23 protein-coding genes are annotated in these 21,283 nt (G+C 56.5%); 16 read left to right on the top strand and 7 right to left on the bottom strand.

What is annotated here, in order from left to right; translation table 11 throughout:
- Nucleotides 1-27: 27 nt before the first annotated feature.
- The gene (gene fabY / locus KB892_RS25245) at nt 28-969 is read left to right on the top strand and encodes a fatty acid biosynthesis protein FabY (RefSeq protein WP_004178031.1); all 942 of its coding nucleotides are present in this window, start codon (nt 28-30) and stop codon (nt 967-969) included.
- A gap of 13 nt (nt 970-982) precedes the next feature.
- Here fabY and KB892_RS25240 read toward each other — a convergent pair whose 3' ends face one another.
- Nucleotides 983-1,900: an alpha/beta hydrolase gene (locus KB892_RS25240; RefSeq protein WP_002882812.1), complete on the bottom strand. Its 918-nt coding sequence runs from the start codon at nt 1,898-1,900 to the stop codon at nt 983-985.
- 204 nt (nt 1,901-2,104) lie between these two features.
- Between KB892_RS25240 and KB892_RS25235 the strand changes: the two genes are divergently transcribed.
- Both KB892_RS25235 and KB892_RS25230 read left to right on the top strand, forming a co-directional pair.
- Nucleotides 2,105-2,347, top strand: a complete 243-nt coding sequence (locus tag KB892_RS25235; RefSeq protein ID WP_004150355.1) for a ribbon-helix-helix domain-containing protein — start codon at nt 2,105-2,107, stop codon at nt 2,345-2,347.
- On the top strand, nt 2,347-2,730 hold the full coding sequence (locus KB892_RS25230; protein WP_002882817.1) for a type II toxin-antitoxin system VapC family toxin: 384 nt from the start codon (nt 2,347-2,349) through the stop codon (nt 2,728-2,730). Before KB892_RS25235 ends, KB892_RS25230 begins: the two co-directional genes overlap by 1 nt.
- A gap of 173 nt (nt 2,731-2,903) precedes the next feature.
- On the opposite strand, the gene fdhE is transcribed toward KB892_RS25230, so the two are convergent.
- Genes fdhE through fdnG form a run of 4 tightly spaced genes read right to left on the bottom strand, consistent with a single transcriptional unit; the run spans nt 2,904 to nt 8,427 of the window.
- The gene (gene fdhE, locus KB892_RS25225) at nt 2,904-3,833 is read right to left on the bottom strand and encodes a formate dehydrogenase accessory protein FdhE (protein ID WP_004150358.1); all 930 of its coding nucleotides are present in this window, start codon (nt 3,831-3,833) and stop codon (nt 2,904-2,906) included.
- Nucleotides 3,830-4,465, bottom strand: coding sequence for a formate dehydrogenase cytochrome b556 subunit (fdoI, locus tag KB892_RS25220; protein WP_002882818.1), 636 nt, complete (start codon nt 4,463-4,465; stop codon nt 3,830-3,832). Before fdoI ends, fdhE begins: the two co-directional genes overlap by 4 nt.
- Nucleotides 4,462-5,364: a formate dehydrogenase subunit beta gene (gene fdxH, locus KB892_RS25215; protein WP_002882822.1), complete on the bottom strand. Its 903-nt coding sequence runs from the start codon at nt 5,362-5,364 to the stop codon at nt 4,462-4,464. Before fdxH ends, fdoI begins: the two co-directional genes overlap by 4 nt.
- 12 nt (nt 5,365-5,376) lie before the next feature.
- Entirely contained in the window at nt 5,377-8,427 is a 3,051-nt protein-coding gene (fdnG, locus tag KB892_RS25210) for a formate dehydrogenase-N subunit alpha (RefSeq protein ID WP_085955160.1), read from the bottom strand.
- 156 nt (nt 8,428-8,583) lie between these two features.
- Between fdnG and fdhD the strand changes: the two genes are divergently transcribed.
- The 9 genes from fdhD to KB892_RS25165 all read left to right on the top strand — a co-directional run bounded on the left by fdhD (nt 8,584) and on the right by KB892_RS25165 (nt 15,024).
- On the top strand, nt 8,584-9,420 hold the full coding sequence (gene fdhD, locus KB892_RS25205) for a formate dehydrogenase accessory sulfurtransferase FdhD (RefSeq protein WP_002882828.1): 837 nt from the start codon (nt 8,584-8,586) through the stop codon (nt 9,418-9,420).
- Between the two features lie 128 nt (nt 9,421-9,548).
- Complete coding sequence (locus KB892_RS25200) at nt 9,549-9,761, top strand: YdgH/BhsA/McbA-like domain containing protein (protein WP_002882830.1); 213 nt, start codon at nt 9,549-9,551, stop codon at nt 9,759-9,761.
- A gap of 402 nt (nt 9,762-10,163) precedes the next feature.
- On the top strand, nt 10,164-11,144 hold the full coding sequence (locus tag KB892_RS25195; protein ID WP_002882831.1) for a 6-phosphofructokinase: 981 nt from the start codon (nt 10,164-10,166) through the stop codon (nt 11,142-11,144).
- A gap of 11 nt (nt 11,145-11,155) precedes the next feature.
- The gene (locus KB892_RS25190; protein WP_004151864.1) at nt 11,156-11,470 is read left to right on the top strand and encodes a PTS sugar transporter subunit IIB; all 315 of its coding nucleotides are present in this window, start codon (nt 11,156-11,158) and stop codon (nt 11,468-11,470) included.
- Entirely contained in the window at nt 11,463-12,830 is a 1,368-nt protein-coding gene (locus KB892_RS25185) for a PTS sugar transporter subunit IIC (RefSeq protein ID WP_004151863.1), read from the top strand. The genes KB892_RS25190 and KB892_RS25185 overlap by 8 nt, the downstream gene beginning before the upstream one ends.
- Nucleotides 12,817-13,659 (top strand): class II fructose-bisphosphate aldolase, encoded by an 843-nt coding sequence (locus KB892_RS25180; protein WP_002882856.1) that lies wholly within the window; start codon nt 12,817-12,819, stop codon nt 13,657-13,659. The genes KB892_RS25185 and KB892_RS25180 overlap by 14 nt, the downstream gene beginning before the upstream one ends.
- A gap of 58 nt (nt 13,660-13,717) precedes the next feature.
- Complete coding sequence (locus tag KB892_RS25175) at nt 13,718-13,987, top strand: hypothetical protein (RefSeq protein ID WP_002882858.1); 270 nt, start codon at nt 13,718-13,720, stop codon at nt 13,985-13,987.
- Between the two features lie 9 nt (nt 13,988-13,996).
- On the top strand, nt 13,997-14,434 hold the full coding sequence (locus KB892_RS25170; RefSeq protein WP_002882861.1) for a PTS sugar transporter subunit IIA: 438 nt from the start codon (nt 13,997-13,999) through the stop codon (nt 14,432-14,434).
- Nucleotides 14,431-15,024 carry a P-loop nucleotide/nucleoside kinase family protein gene (locus KB892_RS25165; RefSeq protein ID WP_002882862.1) on the top strand — a complete coding sequence of 198 codons (594 nt, stop codon included), beginning with the start codon at nt 14,431-14,433 and terminating at the stop codon, nt 15,022-15,024. The genes KB892_RS25170 and KB892_RS25165 overlap by 4 nt, the downstream gene beginning before the upstream one ends.
- Here the strand turns inward: KB892_RS25165 and KB892_RS25160 are convergent.
- Together KB892_RS25160 and KB892_RS25155 are read right to left on the bottom strand one after the other, a co-directional pair.
- On the bottom strand, nt 15,021-15,344 hold the full coding sequence (locus tag KB892_RS25160; protein WP_002882863.1) for an AzlD domain-containing protein: 324 nt from the start codon (nt 15,342-15,344) through the stop codon (nt 15,021-15,023). The two genes, KB892_RS25165 and KB892_RS25160, sit on opposite strands and share 4 nt — an antisense overlap.
- Nucleotides 15,344-16,003: an AzlC family ABC transporter permease gene (locus KB892_RS25155; protein ID WP_002882864.1), complete on the bottom strand. Its 660-nt coding sequence runs from the start codon at nt 16,001-16,003 to the stop codon at nt 15,344-15,346. Before KB892_RS25155 ends, KB892_RS25160 begins: the two co-directional genes overlap by 1 nt.
- A 99-nt stretch (nt 16,004-16,102) precedes the next feature.
- On the opposite strand from KB892_RS25155, the gene KB892_RS25150 reads away from it, so the two are divergent.
- The 4 genes from KB892_RS25150 to KB892_RS25135 all read left to right on the top strand — a co-directional run bounded on the left by KB892_RS25150 (nt 16,103) and on the right by KB892_RS25135 (nt 21,280).
- Nucleotides 16,103-16,651 carry a helix-turn-helix domain-containing protein gene (locus tag KB892_RS25150; RefSeq protein ID WP_002882865.1) on the top strand — a complete coding sequence of 183 codons (549 nt, stop codon included), beginning with the start codon at nt 16,103-16,105 and terminating at the stop codon, nt 16,649-16,651.
- Between the two features lie 87 nt (nt 16,652-16,738).
- Nucleotides 16,739-17,734, top strand: coding sequence for a substrate-binding domain-containing protein (locus tag KB892_RS25145; RefSeq protein WP_002882866.1), 996 nt, complete (start codon nt 16,739-16,741; stop codon nt 17,732-17,734).
- Between the two features lie 115 nt (nt 17,735-17,849).
- Nucleotides 17,850-19,973 carry an alpha-galactosidase gene (locus KB892_RS25140; RefSeq protein WP_004151861.1) on the top strand — a complete coding sequence of 708 codons (2,124 nt, stop codon included), beginning with the start codon at nt 17,850-17,852 and terminating at the stop codon, nt 19,971-19,973.
- Between the two features lie 41 nt (nt 19,974-20,014).
- Nucleotides 20,015-21,280, top strand: coding sequence for an MFS transporter (locus tag KB892_RS25135; RefSeq protein ID WP_002882868.1), 1,266 nt, complete (start codon nt 20,015-20,017; stop codon nt 21,278-21,280).
- The last annotated feature ends 3 nt before the right edge of the window (nt 21,281-21,283 follow it).

Genomic DNA, 21,283 nt, shown 5'->3' with positions numbered 1-21,283 from the left:
CTGCGGGTAACAAAAGAGAGTACGACTATGTATCACCTTCGTGTACCGCAAACAGCAGAAGAGTTAGAGAGCTACTACCAGTTCCGCTGGGAGATGCTGCGTAAGCCGCTGCATCAGCCTAAGGGATCGGAACGTGACGCCTGGGATGCGATGGCGCATCATCAGATGGTAGTGGATGAAGAGGGCAACCTGGTTGCCGTCGGCCGGCTATATATCAATGCGGAGAATGAAGCCTCCATCCGCTTTATGGCTGTGCATCCCTCGGTGCAGGATAAAGGGCTGGGTACGCTGATGGCGATGACCCTGGAGTCCGTCGCGCGTCAGGAAGGGGTTAAGCGGGTTACCTGCAGCGCGCGCGAAGATGCGGTGGAATTTTTCGCCAAGCTCGGATTTGTCAATCAGGGGGAGATCACCACCCCGACCACCACGCCGATCCGTCATTTTCTGATGATCAAACCGGTCGCGTCGCTGGACGATATTTTGCACCGCGGCGACTGGTGCGCACAGCTCCAGCAGGCGTGGTATCAGCATATTCCGCTGAGTGAAAAAATGGGCGTACGTATTCAGCAGTACACCGGGCAGAAATTTATTACCACCATGCCGGAGGCGGGGAACCAGAATCCGCACCATACGCTGTTCGCCGGCAGCCTGTTTTCGCTCGCTACCTTAACCGGATGGGGGCTTATCTGGCTGATGCTGCGCGAGCGGCACCTGGGAGGCACCATTATTCTGGCGGATGCGCATATCCGCTACAGCCAGCCTATTAGCGGCCGCCCCAGCGCCATCGCCGACCTCGGTTCTCTGAGCGGCGATCTCGACCGACTGGCGCGCGGGCGTAAAGCCCGCGTGCAAATGCAGGTGGAGCTTTTTGGCGACGATAAACAGGGCGCCGTTTTCGAGGGGATCTACATCGTGTTGCCGGCGAAGCCCTTTGGCTCGTACGAAGAGGGCGGCAACGAGGAAGAGTAAGCGCCTGGGGCAGTTATCGTCCTGGCGATGCCACACGCCAGGCGATATCCCGCATGGCATCACGCGCGGCGTTGCTGACGCCTCCCAGCTGAAAGAAGCCGTGGATCACCCCCAGATAGCGCTGACAGGAACTCTCCACCCCTTGCTCCGTCAGCCTTCGGTACAGCACTTCGCCCTCATCACGTAAAGGATCGAACTCCGCCGTCAGAATGTGTACCGGTGGCAGCCCGTTAAAATCTTCGCGCCAGAGCGGACAGGCATCCGGATGGTTTGCCGGCGTCGAGGCGAGGTACATTTCGTAGCCGCTCAGTAGCGTGTCCCGGGTAATCACATAGTCATCGCCATTGCTGAGGTAGCTCGCCATGCTGGCGGTGGGGTCAAGCATCGGATAAATCAGGATCAGTTGCGCGGGTTGCCACGCCGCTTTCGCTTTCAGGCGCAGGGCCGTGACCAGAGCGAGGTGCCCGCCGGCGCTGTCGCCGGCCAGGGTGATGCGCGAAACATCCACGCCAAGCTGTTTTGCGTGCTGGTGAATAATCGTGGCACCTCGTTCTGCATCATCGTGCGCCGCCGGAAAAGGGTACTCCGGGGCCAGACGATACTGCACGGCGATCACCCGGCACCCACTGAACCAGGCAAGCTGGCGCAATTGATTGTCATGGGTGGCAAAGCCGCCGCTGACAAAACAGCCGCCGTGGTAGTAGATAAGCGTGGGTAGCAGGCCGTCGGCAGTGGGCGGTGAAACGACGCGGAAGTGCATACCCTCCAGGGTGATATCCTCCACCCGCACTCGCGTTTCCGTCTCCCCGGCGAGTACCGCACTGGCGATATAGCCGGCCCTCCGATCATCAATATGCTGATCGCGTGATGACGGACGACCTGCCGCAATAAATGCCTCAACCAGCGAAGCAATCCCTTTTTCCAGCGCCATATGAAGTTCCTTATACTGTTTTAATATCCAGTGTTATAGCCTGGATTATGGCGAAAAGACAGGCCTGTTGAGGTCGCCTGTGCATTATGGAAAGCGGCTCGCAAAAAAGAGTTTACCTGACAAAATCCTGTTTGTTTCCGATTTCAAAAGCTGTAGCTTGCTCATAACTTCATCACTGGTGATATACTTGAGGTATATATGAGCATGATGGCTGAAAGGGATATGGGCAGAATTCTTCTCGATTTATCAGACGATGTCATTCAACGTCTCGATGACCTCAAAGTGCAGCGTAACATTCCGCGAGCGGAACTGTTACGTGAAGCGGTTGAACAATATCTGGAGAAACAAGATCGAGCTAAAGATACCATCTCCAGTGCGCTGGGTCTGTGGCAAGACTGCGAAGAAGACGGCATGGAATATCAACGTCAGCTACGCAAGGAGTGGTAATGACCTCCGGATCTGCGCTTTTTGATACCAATATTCTTATTGATTTATTTAGCGGGCGTCGCGAAGCCAAACAGGCGCTGGAGGCCTGGCCACCGCAGAATGCGATCAGTCTGATTACCTGGATGGAGGTGATGGTTGGCGCTAAAAAATATCACCAGGAGCAGCGCACGCGAATGGCGCTGAGCACCTTTAATATCATTAACATCTCACAGGATATTGCAGAGCGAAGCGTTGCGCTGCGGCAGGAGTATAAGCTTAAGCTGCCGGATGCCATCATTCTGGCGACGGCGCAACTCCATCGTCTGGAACTAATTACGCGGAATACGAAGGATTTTGCCGGTATTCCTGGCGTAGTCACGCCGTACGAAATCCACCCTGAATAATTCGAGTGGCAGGAGGACGACAAGTGAGCGACAGACTCGTCTGAAACGAATATCTCCAGCCAAAGGTTGGCCTCTGATAACGGTCAGTGACGCGTGTGAATAATCCCTGCGCACGTTCGTGTCACAAGAAGGAAAACGGGCGACAAGAGCCGCCCGAAATCATACTGCAGAACTTACTCCCCTTCGCCGGGGAACATGAACGGGTTAATTGAGCTTCTGGCGAAGCCCTCCTGTTCCATGCGGGCGTCGAGCACCAGGGAGGCCAAATCGTCGGCGACGGCTTCGACTTTCGGATCCTTCTCCTGATACATAATCTTCAGGTAGGTTCCGCAGTCGCCGCAGCTTTCGGCTTTCACCGCCGCCTGCTCGTTGTCCAGCGACCAGTAGTGCAGGTCGCGGCTCTGCTCGCAGTTGCTGCACTTGACGCGTACTACGTGCCACTCAGTTTCGCACAGGTTGCAGTGCAGATAGCGCAGCCCCTGAGTGGTGCCGATTTGCACGATGCTGGAGACAGGCATCGAGCCGCACACCGGGCAGAACTGGCGCTGTTCGCCGTATTCGGCGCGCGCTTTTCCTGGGATCAGACTGGCCATCTGCGCCCAGTAGAGCGACAGCGCAGCCCAGATGAACGGCGCTTTGTCGCTACTGACGGAGGCGAAATCGGAAACAAACAGCGCGCTGGCCATCTGCTCCAGCTCCTGCTCAGAGGCTTTTTCCAGATTCTCAATGACCGCCAGCGCCGGGCCGCTCATTTCCGGCTTCAGCTCGGCAATCAGCGAGTGCAACAGCTTGTGCCAGTGCTTGTCGCGCGGCAGGACGTGGATATCCAGCGGCGGCTTGCCCTGTTCGCTGGCCGCTTTAATGCGGGCGGTGAGATCCATCTGCAGCGGATGGTCGTACAGCACTACTTCCTGGGCATGGGCAATCAGCGCGGCAAAGCGCAGGTAATCGCCTAGCGGGTTATTAGCGGCCAGCTCGCGCAAGCGTTCAGCGCGGCGGTTATACAGATTTTTCAGCCTGGGGAACAGTAACGGCGGAATTGCTTCCGCCGTGCGTTTCTCGCTCGAACCCAGCTCGTCTTGCGGGATTATGCGAATACTCATTCAGATGACTTTTCCTGTTTCTGGCGGACCTCTCGGTACCAGCGCGGGTGATGTTTCTTCGCCCACGTTTTGGTAACCCAGCCTTCCACCATCGCGGTAATGGTGCCTTTCACCCAGAGGGCGGCGTAGATATGCACCATGATAACCACAATTAACGCCACTGCGGCAAATGAATGCAGCATCAGCGCAAATCGGATCACCGGGATTGAGAAAGCCGGCGCAAAATACGGACGCCAGATGATCACACCGCTCACCAGCAGCAGTACCAGGAAGATAATCGCCGCCCAGAATACGCATTTCTGGCCGAAGTTATAGCGCCCGGTATCGCCCACCTCCTCGTTGACGACGATCTTACGAATATTCTTCGCCCAAAAGATATCATCCCGATTGATTAGGTTGTGATGCCAGTAACGGAAAAACATGATGATAAACGACGCGAACATCACCACCCCGACGAACGGGTGGAGAATTCGCGCCAGCTGCGGCGTGCCGAGGATATGCATCAGCCAGTTAAAGGACGGGAAGAAAAAGCCTAACCCGCTCACCGCCGCCAGGACGAAGCAGAAGGCGGTGACCCAGTGGTTGATGCGTTCCGGCGCCGTGTAGCGCACGATGGTGTCACGTCTTTTCATTTGCGCACCTCGTCTTTCTCTTCATGCAGATTGTCCTCTTCCTCTTCCGCGCGGTTCGGACCGACGCCGACGTAGTGGAAGATACTGGCTGCGAAGGTCGCGGCGAAGCCGACGGCCGCCAGCGGTTTCCAGATGCCTTTCCAGAACTTGACGGTCTGGCTGATCTCCGGGTTTTCCGGCAGGCCGTGGTACAGATTCGGCTTGTCGGCATGGTGCAGCACGTACATGACGTGGGTGCCACCGACGCCGGCCGGATCGTACAGGCCCGCATTGTCATAACCGCGGGTTTTCAGCTCAGCCACGCGTTCGCCGGCCAGCGTTTTCATATCCTCTTTGGAGCCAAAGTGGATTGCGCCGGTCGGACAGGTTTTCACGCAGGCAGGCTCCTGGCCGACGGTCACGCGGTCTACGCACAGGGTACATTTGTAGACGCGGTTGTCTTCCGGGTTCAGACGCGGTACATCGAACGGACAGCCGGCGATACAGTAGCCGCAGCCGATGCACTGCTCGGACTGGAAGTCGACAATACCGTTGGCGTACTGAATGATCGCGCCTTCTGACGGGCAGGCCTTCAGGCAGCCCGGGTCCGCGCAGTGCATGCAGCCATCCTTGCGGATGAGCCATTCCAGCTTGTCGTTTTGTTCCACCTCCGAGAAGCGCATGACCGTCCATGACTTGGCGGTCAGGTCCGCCGGGTTGTCATACACCCCGACATTGTGACCGACTTCATCACGAATATCGTTCCATTCGGAGCAGGCCACCTGACAGGCTTTGCAGCCGATACAGGTGGTGACGTCGATAAGCTTCGCCACCTCCTGCTGGTGGTCCCGCGCCTGAGGCGCGGGGGTGAAACCGTTAGTCGCGGAACGACGAATAATATCTTGCGATTGGTAAGCCATAAGTCGTCTCCGTTACACCTTTTCCACGTTCACAAGGAAAGCTTTGAACTCCGGCGTCTGCGTATTCGCATCACCGACGAACGGCGTCAGGGTATTGGCAATAAAGCCTTTTTTCGCCACGCCCTCATAGCCCCAGTGAATAGGAATGCCGATGGTATCGATATCCTTACCGTCAACTTTCAGCGTGCGAATACGTTTGGTCACCACCGCCTTGGCTTTGATATAGCCGCGGTTGGAGGAAACTTTCACGGTATCGCCGTGGCCGATGCCGAGCTTATTCGCCAGTTTTTCGCCGATCTCCACGAACTGTTCCGGCTGGGCGATGGCGTTAAGTAGCGCATGCTTGGTCCAGTAGTGGAAGTGCTCGGTCAGACGGTAAGTGGTGCCGACGTACGGGAACTTCTCGGCCTTACCCATCTGCTCGAGATCGCCTTTGAAGACGCGAGCGGCCGGGTTAGAGACCACGTTCGGGTGCAGCGGGTTGGTCCCGAGCGGCGTTTCAAACGGCTCGTAGTGTTCCGGGAACGGTCCTTCCGCCATCTTGTCGATAGCGAACAGACGGCCCATCCCTTCCGGCTGCATGATAAACGGACCGACGTCGCTGCCAGGCGCGGCGGCGCTGTAGTCCGGAATATCCACGCCGCCCCATTTGGCGCCGTCCCATTTCAGCAACTGACGCTTCGGATCCCACGGTTTACCCTGCGGGTCCGCGGAGGCGCGGTTATACAGGATGCGGCGGTTGAGCGGCCAGGCCCAGGCCCAGCCCAGGGTATTGCCGAGACCGGATGGATCGGCGTTATCGCGGCGCGCCATCTGGTTACCTTCCGGCGTCCAGCTCCCGGCGAAGATCCAGCAGCCGCTGGAGGTGGTGCCATCATCTCGCAGCTGCGCAAAGGAGCTCAGCTGTTGGCCTTTCTTGACGATCACCGCGCCGGTTGCCGGGTCGGTGATATCCGCCAGCGCTTTACCGTTGCTTTCCATCGCCACTTCTTCCGATGCCGGCTCGTGTGGCGTGGAGTAGTTCCACGTCATGTTGAGCACCGGCTCCGGCGCCGGGCCACCCTCTTCGGCATACATCTTACGCAGGCGAGTGAAGATACCGGCGAGAATTTCACCATCGGTGACGGCGATCCCCGGGGCGTCCGCGCCTTTCCAGTGCCACTGCAGCCAGCGGCCGGAGTTGACGATAGACCCATTCTCTTCGGCGAAGCAGGTGGAGGGCAGACGGAACACTTCGGTCTGGATTTTCGCCGGATCGACATCGTTCGACTCACCATGGTTTTGCCAGAAGGTGGACGTTTCGGTATTGAGCGGGTCGATAGTCACGAGGAACTTCAGCTTCGACAGGGAAGCGACGACCTTGTTTTTGTTCGGGAACGAGGCGACCGGGTTAAAGCCCTGGCAAATATAGCCATTCACTTTGCCCTGATTCATCATCTCGAAGTACTGCAGAACGTCGTAGCTCTTATCCCACTTCGGCAGCCAGTCATAGCCCCAGCTGTTTTCCGCGGTGGCTTTGTCGCCGAAGAAGGCTTTCATCATGGAGACGAAGAACTTCGGATAGTTGCCCCAGTAGTTGACCTGGTCTTTCAGCAGCGGCTTCGGCGTGTTAGCCGTCAGGTAGGTCTGCAGGTCGGCCTGTTTTTCGTTCGGCAGCGACATGTAGCCTGGCAGGCTGGTGGAGAGCAGGCCGAGGTCGGTCAGACCCTGGATATTGGAGTGGCCGCGCAGGGCGTTGACGCCGCCGCCCGCCATCCCCATGTTGCCGAGCAGCAGCTGGATCATCGCCATGGTGCGGATATTCTGCGCACCGATGGAGTGCTGGGTCCAGCCGAGAGCGTACAGGAACGATGCGGTCTTATCCGGCGCGCTGGTTTCAGCAATGTATTCACAGACTTTGAGGAAGTCGGCCTTCGGCGTACCGCAGATGTTTTCGACCACATCCGGGGTATAACGGGAAACGTGCTGTTTTAGCAGATTCCAGACGCAGCGTGGATGCTGCAGCGTGGTATCGCGTTTGGCGAAGCCGTTTTCATCCAGTTCATAGTTCCAGCTGGTTTTGTCATACTGGCGTTTTTCGGCATCGTAGCCGCTGAACAGACCATCATCAAAGCTGTAGTCCTCACGCACGATCAGGCTGGCGTTGGTATAGGCTTCGGTGTATTCGCGGTTGAATTTTTCGTTATTCAGCAGATACAGGATCACGCCCGACAGGAAGGTAATGTCGGTACCGGAACGAATCGGGGTATAGAAATCAGCCACCGACGCCGTACGCGTAAAGCGCGGATCGATAACGATGAGCTTGGCGCCGTTATGAATTTTGGCTTCCATCGCCCAGCGGAACCCCACCGGATGCGCTTCTGCGGCGTTACCGCCCATCACTACGACCAGGTTGGCGTTTTTAATATCAACCCAGTGGTTGGTCATCGCACCGCGACCAAATGTTGGAGCAAGACTTGCTACCGTTGGTCCGTGTCAGACACGCGCCTGGTTATCCACCGCCAGCATCCCGAGGGCGCGGGTGAATTTTTGCGTTAAATAGCCGGTTTCGTTACTGGAGGCGGAGGCGCACAGCATCCCGGTAGTCAACCAGCGGTTGACGGTGGTGCCGGCGTCGTTTTGCGCGATAAAGTTGGCGTCGCGGTCCTCTTTCATCAGCTTGGCGATGCGATCGAACGCTTCGTCCCAACTGATTTGCTGCCATTTATCGGAGCCTGGCGCGCGATATTCCGGGAATTTCAGGCGGCTTTCAGAATGGATAAAGTCCACCAGACCAGCCCCTTTCGGACAGAGCGCACCACGGTTGACCGGATGATCCGGATCGCCTTCGATATGGAAAATGGATGCTTTGGCGTTTTTCGCGCCGTCGCCGAGGCTATACATCAACAGCCCACAGCCGACAGAACAGTATGTGCAGGTGTTACGGGTTTCGCGCGTGCGCAGCAATTTGTACTGCCGTGTCTCCGCGAGCGCAGTTGCCGGGGCAAAGCCCAGCGCTGCTGCCGTGGTTCCCGCCATACCGCCAGCGCAGATCTTAAAGAACTGCCTTCTGCTGACCTGCATGGTTCGCTCCTTGTTTCGACATTGTCACATGTAGTTATTTGCTTTGCGGTGAAGGCCGCAAAGGTTCAGAATTAGGGCAAATTTCCCTCATTCCTGAAGGGATAAAAACAGAATACCACATTGTGTGTATGCCTGTTCCAATACGGTTAAAGCAAAGTGAACAAGAAGCCTCTCGAACAAATCAAAAATGTGACGAATGTCACAGGATATCGCCAGGTCTCCCTCTGGAAACGCGAGGATCTGCAACACCCTCAGCCAGATGAGTTAGCGGAAGAGGTGCCCGTCGCGCTGGTCTACAACGGTATCTCCCACGTGGTGATGATGGCCTCCCCGAAAGATTTGGAGCAATTCGCCGTCGGCTTCTCCTTATCCGAAGGGATTATCGAGCACCGGCGGGAGATTTTCGGCATGGACGTGGTAGCGGTGTGCAACGGCCTTGAGGTGCAGATTGAGCTCTCCAGCCGGCGTTTTATGGGCCTCAAAGCCCGGCGTCGCGCGCTGGCCGGGCGCACCGGCTGCGGCGTATGCGGCGTCGAGCAGCTCAATGATATTGGTAAGCCGGTCCAGCCGCTGCCGTTCACTCAGTCGTTCGATTTAGCCAATCTCGATCAGGCCCTGGCGCATCTTAACGACTTTCAACCGGTTGGCCGGCTCACCGGCTGTACTCACGCGGCCGCGTGGGTCCGGTTGACGGGCGAACTGGCGGGCGGGTTTGAAGACGTTGGCCGGCATGTCGCCCTGGATAAATTGTTGGGCCGGCGGGCGGAAGTCGGCGAGGGGTGGCAGCATGGCGCCGCGCTGGTCTCCAGCCGCGCCAGCTATGAAATGGTGCAGAAGGCCGCGATGTGCGGCGTCGAGATCCTGTTCGCGGTCTCGGCGGCCACCACCTTAGCAGTGGAAGTTGCCGAGCGCTGCAATCTGACGCTGGTGGGCTTTTGCAAGCCGGGTAGGGCGACAGTTTACACCCATCCGCAGCGTTTAATTGCGGGTTAAATATTGGTCAATAAATTTGAACAATGACAGCAAATCCTTCCGCTTTTTGTTTAGCAATGTGCGGGCTACTATTTAACACATCAAGGCACAGCGCCTTATCTAAACAACTAAATGAAAGGGTTTATATTATGAAAAGCATCAAAACTTTTGTCGCAGTAATCGCTATGGCCGCCTCTTTCGCTTCCTTCGCTGCTGAAACCGTGACCGCAACCGCCTCCACAATGGACGGCGCGGAAGCGAAAATCGCCGCACAGGCGCAGGCTGCCGGCGCTTCGTCTTACAAAATCACCGAAGCGTTTACCGGCAACCGCGTGCATATGACTGCCGAACTGAACAAATAAGCGTATAGCAACTGTCGAAAGAGCGCCTCAGGGCGCTTTTTTTGTTTTTGTTTTCCGCTTCCCGTCTCTGCGAAATTTGCCAATATTTTCCTCTGCTACGAAAAAAATGTGGCACTAATCACGTTTCCGTTCTTTTCTTAAATCCTCCTTTTTATGGCAAAGGAAAGGTCAGCACGCCTGAATATCTCGATTTTTTAACGCCATGAAATTTAAAGAAATAAAAAACAGAAAGCGATGGAGATCACTCTCTTTAAATGGGATGTGTATCACAAAAATAGGTGTTTCGCCGTACCTGTCAACTATTCACTGCGGTAATTTAATACGCATTATGTGATCTTCATTGCAAATAAAAGGCTTGTACTCAGGGAAAAATGTTGTCAGGCAAATGAGCGAGGATGCGTCATGAAAATTGGTATCGTTATTAGCGGCGGGGATGTTTCTGGAATGAATAATTTTATATTCCAGATAGCCAGGCAGGCTAATGCTGATATCACGCTGTTTAATGGCGGTATTCCAGGGCTACTGGAGAAAAGTCATCAGGATATGGCGTGGCGCGATCTGGTTGATTATTCAATTACCGCGGTGCCGATCATTACCTCGGGGCGAACCAGTCGCAAACTGCAGCGCAGTGAATATGAAAGCATTGCTAAAAAACTTAAATCTCTGCGTATTGATGTGCTCATTATGGCCGGGGGGGATGGCAGCCTGCAGTTTCTGAATACCCTTAGTGAATTTGAGATTAATTGCTTTGGTGTGGGAATGACTATCGATAATGATGTGTATGGCAGTGATTATACGATTGGTTTTTCCACGGCCTGTGAGCAAATTATTAAAGAAGTCTCTCGTTTAAGAAATACCGGAAGAGCGCTGCCCGGTCGGGTTTTTATGGTTGAGATATTAGGAGGCTATTGTGGAGAACTAACGTTGCAGTCCGCCATTAAATGTAATGCGGATATTGCCCTGATCCCGGAGGCACAGATGCCGTTGGCCGTGCTCGCGGAACGGATTACCCGGAAGCTGAGTACGCAGAATAGCGTCGTTATCCTCTGCTCAGAAGGCTATACCAAAGAGTACTCTCCCGGCTTTCAGGGGGCGATTGATACCATGATTAAACAGCTGGAACCACAAATAGGTGTCCGTATCCGTAAAACGATCGTCGGCTATGGTTTACGCAGCGGTGATCCAACCTGCGAAGAGATTTATCAGGGCACTATTATGGCCAGTGAAGTGGTTCGCTGTATTCAGTCAGGTATGAAAAATAAAGCCATAATAATTAATTCCAGTAACAAACCTATTCCGATTGATTTAGTCAGTATGAAAAAACGTCTGGTCGATACTGAAGGACATCATTATAAACTTGCCAAGCAACTCAATATTATTTGAGGAGACCCTCCATGCTGAAAATTTTATGCGTATGTGGCTGCGGCCTCGGTTCAAGCTTTGCCATTGAAATGACGGCGAAGGCAGTTTTAAAGAAGCTGGAAATTCCCGCTCATATTGAACACACCACCGTTTCCGAAGCTGGGGCTTTTAAATCGGATATGATTCTGACGCAAAAAACCTTTGCCGACATCTTAACCGCCGATGCCAGTGAAGAAGAAATTAAACGTGTCGTGGTGTTGAATAAACTTACTGATAAAGAGGAGATTGAAACTAAGATCGTCGCATTCTTAAAAGAACGTCATCTGAAGGTGGCTGATTATGAATAGCTTCGTTGCGTTTATCGTTAAGGATTTACTCGGCCAGGCATCCATTCTTATTGCTTTTATTGCCATGCTTGGCCTGATCCTGCAAAAGAAATCGCCAGGCAAAACCGCGGAAGGGACATTTAAAACGCTGCTCGGTTTCTTAATTATGATGGCCGGGATAAACATCATTGTCGCCACGCTGACCTTCCTGAATGATATCTTCACCCAGGGATTTGGCATGAAAGGCTATATTACCGATGTGGCCGCCATCGCCGGGTTAGCGAATCGGGAATTAGGTTCGGAGGTGGCGCTGACGCTGCTGGTGATCTTTGCCGTCAATATTATTATCGCCCGGCTGACGCCGCTGAAATATATTTTTCTGACCGGCCAGGCGCTGCTGTGGATGGCGACGATCGGCGCCGTGATTGGCTATAAGTCCGGGCTCACCGGCGTACCGCTGATTTTAACCGGGGGCATCTTCGGCGGCGTGATGGCGGTGTTAATGCCGGCCCTGGCGCAGCCGGTGGTCAGGCGCATTATCGGGTCTGACGATGTGGCCCTGGGGCACTTCTGTACTATCGGCTATCTGGTGCAGGCTGCGGTCGCTAAAGTTGTCGGAAAAGGCTCTCGCTCCACGGAAGATCTCGAACTGCCTGATAACTTTAAGTTTCTGCAGGATACCTATCTGGCCATGGCGGTGGTGATGGTGCCGATGTATCTCATCCCGGCTATCGCGGCGGGGCCTCAGTACATCGCGCAGTTCTCCGGCGGCATTAATTACCTGATGTATGCCTTCATGCAGTCCATTCAGTTTGTCGCCGGGGTCTTTGTCCTCTATAGCGGCGTGCGTTTATTACTCAATGAGCTGGTGCCGGCTTTTCGCGGTATCGCGATGCGTATTGTCCCGGATGCAAAGCCCGCTCTCGATTGCCCGGTGCTATTTCCCTATGCACCGAATGCGGTGATTGTTGGATTTCTGGCAACGACTGTCGGCTCGATTATCGGCATGCTGGTTTTCCCGATGTTCGGCCTGGCGATGATTCTCCCCGGGCTGTTAACCAACTTTTTCGCCGGCGGTACGGCAGGGGTATTTGGCAATGCGCTGGGCGGACGTCGCGGGGCGATGATCGGCGGGGTGATTCACGGCCTGTTTATCACATTGCTGCCGGCCATTCTGGTACCCATGCTGGAGAGCTACGGCTTTACGGGCGTCACCTTCAGCGATTCAGACGTCATCAGCTCCGGTCTGGTATTAGGCCACGCCTTCCAGAATAACTGGCTCTTTGTCGCCTTGTTTATTGTGTTTGTCGCCGCACTGGCATGGTTTGTAAACGGTAAATCCGCTAAGCCGAAAGGGGAAAGTGTTCATGAGTCTGTATAATTTTAATGAGATTTTAAAAATCGCTCAGGAAAGAGATTTTAAAGCGATTGGCTCGTTTAACTTGCACTGTATTGAGATGTTACCGGCTTTTTTTAAAGCCGCGCAAAACAGCCGCAGCCCATTAATGATCCAAATATCAACCGGTACCGCAGAGTATCTGGGGTATCGGTTACTGGTCGATGCCGTGCGTTCATTAGCAGACAGTGAAAATATCCCGACCTGCCTGCATCTCGATCACTGCTCCGATATTAAAGCCATCGAGACGGCAATGAATGCGGGCTTTTCTTCGGTGATGTACGACGGGTCTCACTTAAGCCTCGAGGAAAATATCGGTAACACGCGGATTGTGGTGGAAATGGCCCGGCCGCGGAATATTACGGTAGAAGGTGAGCTGGGGGCGATCGGCGGGTCAGAGGATGGAAAAGCGGTGGCTGCCGAAGATATCTGTTTTACTACCGTCGAAGACGCGACGCGTTTTGTGAAGGAGACACAGGTCGATATGCTGGCCGTCTCCGTGGGCACTGTGCATGGCCTGTACACCGGTAAAGCGCAGATACAGCATGCGCGGCTGAAGGCGATAAGCGAAGCGACGGGCGTGCCGCTGGTGCTGCATGGCGGCACAGGTGTCAGCGATGAGGATATGCGGCTGGCCGTCACCGAAGGGATTAATAAAGTGAACGTCGGAACGGAAATGAACGTGCAGTGGGTCGACCGCTGTAAATCAACGTTTGAGAAAGGAAAAGTAAATGACAGCGTACGGAAATTTTTAATTCCCGCCAACCAGGCAGTTACTGCCGTATTAATGGAAAAAATGGCGCTATTTAAGTAGCGTTTTTACCGACACATATCTTTTGTTGCCCTGTCTTCCGCCAGGGAGGGAGCTTGCTATGTTTGAATCATTGAAAACGCTGTGGAAAAAAGAGCAAAACCCGCTGCAGGATTATGATCAACAGTCCCGTCAGCTGGCGGAAGAGATCGCCAGACTGGAAGGCGAATTACAGCGCCAGCCCGATAATAGCGACGTGCAAAAAACATTGATGTTGACTTACAACCGGGCATTATCGGTATATGCCAAAAGTAAGAGCCACCGGCAGGATATCGATGCGCTGTTTCTGCAGATTGATAATTTACGCAATATTATTCGCCGCAATATCTAGGAACAGAGAATGACCATAAAAGAACTGCTTATTGAGGCCGATGCCATTCAGGTTGGCGTTGTGGAGTCCGACTGGCAGCGGGTAATAAAGCTGGCTGCCCGCCCGCTGGAGGCAAAAGGCTTTATTTCGACGGAATATAGCCAGGCGGTGATCGACAATACTTTAAATCATGGCGCTTATTACGTTTTTGATGAAGGGATTGCCATCCCCCATGCCCGCCCCGAATGCGGCGTCAGACGCAACTGCTTTAGCCTGGTGGTGCTGGAAAAGCCTATTCCCTTTGCGGACAGTGAAAAAGCGGACATTGTTATTATGTTTGGCGCCCGGGACAGCAATGCGCATATCGAGGAGGGCATCCGTTCCATCGTCGCGCTGCTGGATAATAATGACACCATGGCCAAACTGCGGACGGCCCGCAGCCGGGAGGAGGTTGTCGCATTACTATGAACAGACATCTGACCCCAGGCTGCAAAACGGCCATTTTAATCAACGGCATTCCGGCGTCGGGGAAGAGCACCATTACCCGTTTGCTGGCGGAGACCTTTAGCCTGCCGGTATTGACGATCGACGGCATCAAAGAGCCGTTTATGGCGCGCCTGGCCCCTGTCGACCGGCCGATGAATCGCCAGCTGGGCTGCGCGGCGTATGAGGTGATCTGGTCGATTGTCGGCGCATCGCCTGCCAGCATGGTCTGGTTGATCGACGCCTGGTTCGGCTTTCAGCCGCGGGAGACCTTGCAGAGACTGCTACAGCAGGCGGGCGTGGAGCAGGTGATTGAGGTCTGGAACCATATCTCTCCGGAGCTGGCCGTCGCGCGCTATGCCTCGCGGCTGGCGACGCGGCCGCCGGGCCACCCCGGAGAAGAGTATTTGCCGGAGCTGGCCCAGCTGGCCGGGCGGGCGCAGCCCATGTCGTTAGGACCTGTACTGACGATAGACCAGCGGCACCCGCTGCAAATCGAACCGGTTATTCAGTGGCTTGAAGGCACGATCGCCGGACAGCACAGCGGTTTTACAGATTACGCTTACTCGTCCTAGGGCATACCCGCCAGGCGCAGCAGCGCGGTCACCACGGCGGCGGCGATAATCACGCCGATCAGCGGGACCTTGCGCCAGGCGAGGAACACAGCGAAAGCAACGCCCAGAACGCGCGCCATACCGGCGAAATGTGCGCCCTCATAGAAAGTGGTGGCCAGGGCGACGGAAAAAAGCAGCACCGTCGCCGCATCGGAAAGCAGCGCCTGCGAGCGCTCGGAAAATGCCAGCCGATTGCCGAGCTTCGCGCCGCCGAGACGCATCAGATAGGTTCCCAGCGACAGGATGGCGATACCGGCGATAAACAGCGTCATATTGCCCATTATTTTTTCCTCGACAGTAAACCGAACAGCGAAAGCAGCACCGGCAGCCCGGTGGGCACAAACGGTACGGCGGCAAGCGCCAGCGCGGCGCCGCTGGCGGCGCGGATCAGCGTAGTGCGGTTTTTAAAGGCCGGGATCACCAGCGCCAGCAGGATCGCCGGGAAGACCGCATCAAGCCCGATGGTTTCCGGCGCTGGCAGCAGTTTGCCGACGGCCGCGCCGGTTAGCGTACCGAGGGGCCAGATCAGCGCGACGCCAGCGCCGCACAGCCAGTAGGCCGCTTTGCGCTGCGCGGGGGTGGGCTGCGACAAGCCAAAGACCACGCTCTCGTCGTTCATAATGTGGCACCCGATAAAGCTTAAGGCGCGCCGACCAACCAGTTCGCGTACGGTCACCCCGAACGGGATATGACGCGCATTGACTAACAGGCCGGCGGCGGCGGCGGCCAGCGGACTACCGCCGCTGGCGACAATGCCGATAAACATAAATTCAGAGGCGCCCGCCAGCACCGACACCGAAAGCAAGAGCGGCACCCATAAAGGGAAGCCGTAAGCCACCGCCAGCGACCCATAGGACATGCCCACCACCCCGACGGCAAGGCAGACCAAAACAATCGATTTTATCGTGTCTCCGCTGAGACTGGAGAGAGTTTGTTTCATATCACTTAGCCATATCGAACGAATTTCCATTATAATGAACACATAATGATCGTTTTTCAAGGCGAACGAATTGTTCGATATAAAAAACAAGGGGCGGGTATGACACAGCCAATCAGCGTTATCGCCAAAAGTCTGGTGCGGGAGCGGGCGCGGACCGGGCTTTCGCTGGCGGAAGTCGCGCGTCGGGCGGGTATCGCAAAATCCACGCTATCGCAACTGGAGTCCGGCAACGGCAACCCGAGTCTGGAAACGCTGTGGTCGCTCTGCGTAGCGCTGGATATTCCATTTGCCAGGCTGCTTGAGCCGCAGGTGAACAAAACGCAGGTGATCCGCCGCGGCGAGGGGACCAAAGTGGTGGCAGAGCAGGCGAACTATCAGGCCATTTTGCTGGCCGCCTGTCCGCCCGGCGCGCGTCGGGACATCTATTTGCTGCTCACCCAGCCCGGCGCCGACCGCATTTCGCATCCGCATCCGCCAGGCTCGGTGGAACATATTATCGTCACCCAGGGGCGGGCGCGGGTAGGGCTGACGTCGGCGCCGGAAGAGCTCGGCGAGGGCGACTATATCTGCTACCCGGCGGATCAGGAGCATGTTTTTCAGGCGCTGGAGCCGGATACGCAGGCCCTGCTGATCGCTGAGCAAAACTGACATCGCGTCGGCGGGGGACGCGCGCTCGCTGGACGTCATAGCCATATTGCGGGAAACTAGCTTTCCTATGCGAAAACAGGGATTTTTATGTCGCTGAAAGCCATTGCCAAACAACTTGGGATCTCCGTCACGACCGTCAGCCGGGCGTTGAACGGCTACGACGATGTGTCGCAGGAGACCCGCGCCCGGGTTGAGGCTGAAGCGCAGCGCCGGGGCTATCGCCCCAACACTTTCGCCCGCCGTCTGAAAATGGGCACCATCGATGCCGTTGGTCTCGTCTTCCCTGTCCGCCCCGCGCCGCTCAACAATAACGTTTTTCTCGAGATGGTCGGGGAGATCAGCCATGAGCTGGCGCGCCATGACATTGATTTGTTGCTGATCGCCGATGATGAGCAGGCGGATAAACATGGCTATATGCGCATGGTGCAGGGCCGTCGCGTCGATGCATTAATCGTGGCCCATACTCTGGATGACGATCCGCGGCTGGCGCAGCTGCAGGCCTCCGGCTTTCCGTTTCTGGCGCTCGGCCGTAGCCGCCTGGCGCAGCCCTACGCCTGGTTTGATTTCGATAACTATGCCGGCACCTGCCGCGCCACCCGCCATCTGATTCAACAGGGCCACCAGCGTATCGCTCTGCTGGGCGAGAACAACAATCAGGCGTTTATTTTGCAAAGGCGTAACGGCTACCTCGATGCCCTGCGCGAGGCGGGGTTATCCGATGCATGGCTGCGTAGCGTGCCGGCGACGCGCCGCGGCGGCTATCAGGCCACGCTGGAGCTGCTGCGTCTGCCTGAGCCGCCTACCGCGATTATCACCGACTGCAACACCCATGGCGATGGCGCCGCGATGGCGCTCGCCCACCTGGGGCGTTTAACCGGCGACAACCGCGTCGCCCTGGTGGTGTACGACGGGCTGCCGCAGGACAGCATCATTGAGACCGATGTCGCCGCGGTGATCCAGTCCACGCGCCAGGGCGTGGGAAGGCAGATTGCCGATATGGTGCGTCGCTTAATCGCCGGGGAGGATCTCGCCACGCTGCAGGTGCTATGGCAGCCGGAATTTATCCCGGGTGAAACCGCCTGATCTTATCCCTTTTTAACCCGTAATTCTGAAGCCGATCACGGATCCGAAACGTTTTGGTTGGCATCCGAAACGTTTCGGATCAACAGTAAGACATTCCTTGTGATGGAGATGTCTGATGTCTGATTCGCTGATTCACCTGCAAAGCGCCGGTGCCGATGTTGTGATTAAAACCCGCCCTTTCGCCGAAATTGTCTACTGGGGACCGCATTTAAGCCACTTTTCGCCGCAGGATGCCGACAGCCTGACGCGCCCGGTCGCCAACGGTAGACTGGATGTCGATTCGCCAGTGACCTTAATGGCGGAGCTGGGCCATGGTCTGTTTGGCGCGCCGGGCATTGAAGGCCATCGTCAGGGGCTGGATGCCTCTCCGCTGTTCACCACCAGCGAAGTGCGGCACGAGGGCCAGACGCTGACCCTGGTCAGCGAAGATCCGCAGGCCGGCCTGCGCCTGCAGAGCGAGATCGCGTTGGATGCCAGCGGCGTGCTGAGCGTGCGCCATGGCGTGACCAATCTGCGCGCCAGCCCATGGCAGGTGGATCGCCTGGCGGTCACGCTGCCGGTCGCCGAACGCGCTCGCGAGGTGATGGCTTTCCATGGCCGCTGGATCCGCGAGTTTCAGCCTCACCGCCTGACGCTTGAGCACGACAGCTTTGTGCTGGAGAACCGCCGCGGGCGCACCTCTCACGAACATTTCCCGGCCCTGATCACCGGCAGCCGCGCCTTTAGCGAGATGCAGGGTGAAGTCTGGGGCGTGCATCTGGCCTGGAGCGGTAACCATCGCCTGCGGGCGGAGGTGAAAACCGATGGCCGTCGCTATCTGCAGGCCGAGGCGCTCTATCTGCCGGGCGAAATGGCGCTGGCGGAAGGGGAAACCTTGTGGACGCCGTACCTGTATGCCAGCTACTCGGCGAATGGGCTGAACGGCATGAGCCAGCAGTTCCATCGTTATCTGCGCGAACGGATTATTCGTTTCCCGGGCAACAAACCGCGCCCGGTGCATCTCAACACCTGGGAGGGGATCTATTTCGACCACGACCCGGACTACATCATGCGTATGGCCGACGAAGCGGCGGCCCTGGGCGTCGAGCGCTTTATTATCGATGACGGCTGGTTTAAAGGGCGCAACGACGACTGGGCGGCGCTTGGCGACTGGTATCTCGATGAGAAAAAATACCCCTACGGCCTGACGCCGGTTATCGATCACGTGAAGTCTCTGGGTATGGAATTCGGTATCTGGGTGGAGCCGGAAATGATTAACCCGGATTCCGATCTGTACCGGGCGCACCCGGACTGGGTGCTGGCGCTGCCGGGCTATACCCCGCTGACCGGCCGCCATCAGTTTGTCCTGAACCTCAACATTCCCGAAGCGTTTGATTATCTGCTGGAGCGGATGAGCTGGCTGCTGGGCGAGCATGCGGTGGACTACGTGAAGTGGGATATGAACCGCGAGCTGGTGCAGCCTGGGCATCAGGGACGCGCCGCTGCGGACGCGCAAACGCGCCAGTTCTACCGCCTGCTGGATACGCTGGTGGCCCGTTTCCCGCACATTGAATTTGAATCCTGCTCCTCCGGCGGCGGACGGATCGATTATGAAGTCCTCAAACGCAGCCATCGCTTCTGGGCGTCTGACAACAATGACGCCCTTGAGCGCAACACCATCCAGCGCGGCATGAGCTACTTCTTTCCACCCGAGGTAATGGGCGCGCATATTGGCAATCGCCACTGTCATGCCACCTTCCGCCAGCATAGTATCGCCTTCCGCGGCCTGACGGCGCTGTTCGGTCATATGGGCCTTGAGCTGGATCCGGTGAGCGCCGATGAAGAAGAGCGCGCCGGATACCGAAAATATGCGGCCCTGCATAAACAGTGGCGCGACGTGATCCATCACGGCGTGCAGTGGCGAATAGATATGCCGGACGCCACCACCCTTGCCCATGGCGTCGTCAGCCCGGATAAAGCGCAGGCGATCTTCCTCGTTAGCCAGCTGGCGATGCCGGACTACACCCTGATGGCGCCCCTGCGCCTGGCGGGCCTGGAGGCGAGCGCCCGCTATCAGGTGACGCTCCTCGATCATCCGAACATTCAGATCACCGGTGAGGGCGGCCACACCATGCGGAAGCTGCCGGCATGGATGACGACGCCGCAGACGGTGAGCGGTGAGTGGCTGCAGCAGGCGGGGCTGGCGCTACCCATCCTCGACCCGGAAAGCGCCATTCTGATTGGTCTGCAACGCGTGTGATGGTATCGGGCCGCGCTGCGGCCCTTCTTGAGGAAAATATAATGAACCCGACCGTCTGTACCCACAAAAACAACCCCAACTTCTGGATTTTCGGGCTGTTCTTCTTTCTCTACTTCTTCATCATGGCCACCTGCTTTCCGTTTCTGCCGATCTGGCTGTCGGACGTCATCGGCCTGAATAAAACCGAAACCGGCCTCGTTTTCTCCAGCCTGTCGCTGTTCGCCATCTGTTTCCAGCCGATCCTCGGAGTGATCTCTGACAAGCTGGGGCTGAAAAAACACCTGATGTGGATCGTGACCGTTCTGCTGGTGCTGATTGCTCCCTTCTTCCTTTATGTTTTCGCTCCGCTGCTGAAAACCAATATCTGGCTCGGGGCGCTGAGCGGCGGCGCCTATATCGGCTTTGCATTCTCCGCAGGCGCCGGCGCGATGGAGGCCTATATCGAACGGGTAAGCCGCAACAGCGGGTTTGAATACGGCAAGGCGCGCACCTTTGGCTGCCTGGGATGGGCGCTGTGCGCGACTACCGCCGGAATGCTGTTCAGCATTAATCCCGAATGGGTGTTCTGGATGGGGTCAGCCGCCGCGCTGCTGCTGGTGGTGCTGGTGGCCATCGCCAAACCGCAGGCCAGTCAGTCCGCGCAGGTGATGGATTCGCTCGGCGCCAATCGCCCGGCGATCGATTTAAAAACGGCGGTGCGCATGTTCCGCCAGCGTAAGATGTGGATGTTTATTCTGTATGTTATCGGCGTGGCCTGCGTGTATGACGTTTTCGATCAGCAGTTCGCCACCTTCTTCAAATCGTTCTTCGCGACCCCGGAAGCGGGCACCCGCGCCTTTGGTTTCGCCACCACCGCGGGAGAAATATGTAACGCCATCATTATGTTCAGCTCGCCGTGGATTATTAACCGTATCGGAGCGAAGAATACCCTGCTGATCGCCGGGATGGTGATGGCGGCAAGAATGATTGGCTCTTCCTTCGCCACCACCGCCGCGGAAGTCGTAGCGTTGAAAATGCTCCATGCGCTGGAGGTGCCGTTCCTGCTGGTGGGCGCCTTTAAATACATCACCGGCGTGTTTGACGTCCGGCTGTCGGCGACTATTTATCTGGTGGGCTTCCAGTTCGCCAAGCAGGTGGCGGCGATCTTCCTCTCCGCCTTCGCCGGCAATATGTACGATCGGATCGGCTTTCAGGATACCTACATGATCCTCGGCGGTATTGCCCTGACCGTCACCTTAATATCCGCGTTTACGTTAGCGGGTAAGACGAAAACCGAGCCGCTGCGCGATAATGCAATGACCGTTTAAACG

It is taken from the genome of Klebsiella sp. P1927, from assembly GCF_018204675.1.
In the GTDB taxonomy this organism is placed as follows: domain Bacteria; phylum Pseudomonadota; class Gammaproteobacteria; order Enterobacterales; family Enterobacteriaceae; genus Klebsiella; species Klebsiella pneumoniae.
Note: the sequence above shows the minus strand (reverse complement) of the source record. Positions and strands in the feature narration are given on the sequence as shown.

What these genes read in the sequence shown, in the direction of transcription:
- KB892_RS25200 (WP_002882830.1), top strand. Translation starts at nt 9,549, where the DNA reads ATGAAAAGCATCAAAACTTTTGTCGCAGTAATCGCTATGGCCGCCTCT.
- KB892_RS25140 (WP_004151861.1), top strand. Translation starts at nt 17,850, where the DNA reads ATGTCTGATTCGCTGATTCACCTGCAAAGCGCCGGTGCCGATGTTGTG.
- KB892_RS25160 (WP_002882863.1), bottom strand. Translation starts at nt 15,344, where the DNA reads ATGGGCAATATGACGCTGTTTATCGCCGGTATCGCCATCCTGTCGCTG.
- KB892_RS25180 (WP_002882856.1), top strand. Translation starts at nt 12,817, where the DNA reads ATGAGTCTGTATAATTTTAATGAGATTTTAAAAATCGCTCAGGAAAGA.
- KB892_RS25155 (WP_002882864.1), bottom strand. Translation starts at nt 16,003, where the DNA reads ATGAAACAAACTCTCTCCAGTCTCAGCGGAGACACGATAAAATCGATT.
- KB892_RS25185 (WP_004151863.1), top strand. Translation starts at nt 11,463, where the DNA reads ATGAATAGCTTCGTTGCGTTTATCGTTAAGGATTTACTCGGCCAGGCA.
- KB892_RS25170 (WP_002882861.1), top strand. Translation starts at nt 13,997, where the DNA reads ATGACCATAAAAGAACTGCTTATTGAGGCCGATGCCATTCAGGTTGGC.
- KB892_RS25195 (WP_002882831.1), top strand. Translation starts at nt 10,164, where the DNA reads ATGAAAATTGGTATCGTTATTAGCGGCGGGGATGTTTCTGGAATGAAT.
- KB892_RS25150 (WP_002882865.1), top strand. Translation starts at nt 16,103, where the DNA reads ATGACACAGCCAATCAGCGTTATCGCCAAAAGTCTGGTGCGGGAGCGG.
- fdxH (WP_002882822.1), bottom strand. Translation starts at nt 5,364, where the DNA reads ATGGCTTACCAATCGCAAGATATTATTCGTCGTTCCGCGACTAACGGT.
- fdoI (WP_002882818.1), bottom strand. Translation starts at nt 4,465, where the DNA reads ATGAAAAGACGTGACACCATCGTGCGCTACACGGCGCCGGAACGCATC.
- KB892_RS25235 (WP_004150355.1), top strand. Translation starts at nt 2,105, where the DNA reads ATGATGGCTGAAAGGGATATGGGCAGAATTCTTCTCGATTTATCAGAC.
- KB892_RS25175 (WP_002882858.1), top strand. Translation starts at nt 13,718, where the DNA reads ATGTTTGAATCATTGAAAACGCTGTGGAAAAAAGAGCAAAACCCGCTG.
- KB892_RS25240 (WP_002882812.1), bottom strand. Translation starts at nt 1,900, where the DNA reads ATGGCGCTGGAAAAAGGGATTGCTTCGCTGGTTGAGGCATTTATTGCG.
- KB892_RS25145 (WP_002882866.1), top strand. Translation starts at nt 16,739, where the DNA reads ATGTCGCTGAAAGCCATTGCCAAACAACTTGGGATCTCCGTCACGACC.
- fabY (WP_004178031.1), top strand. Translation starts at nt 28, where the DNA reads ATGTATCACCTTCGTGTACCGCAAACAGCAGAAGAGTTAGAGAGCTAC.
- KB892_RS25230 (WP_002882817.1), top strand. Translation starts at nt 2,347, where the DNA reads ATGACCTCCGGATCTGCGCTTTTTGATACCAATATTCTTATTGATTTA.
- KB892_RS25190 (WP_004151864.1), top strand. Translation starts at nt 11,156, where the DNA reads ATGCTGAAAATTTTATGCGTATGTGGCTGCGGCCTCGGTTCAAGCTTT.
- fdhE (WP_004150358.1), bottom strand. Translation starts at nt 3,833, where the DNA reads ATGAGTATTCGCATAATCCCGCAAGACGAGCTGGGTTCGAGCGAGAAA.
- KB892_RS25165 (WP_002882862.1), top strand. Translation starts at nt 14,431, where the DNA reads ATGAACAGACATCTGACCCCAGGCTGCAAAACGGCCATTTTAATCAAC.
- KB892_RS25135 (WP_002882868.1), top strand. Translation starts at nt 20,015, where the DNA reads ATGAACCCGACCGTCTGTACCCACAAAAACAACCCCAACTTCTGGATT.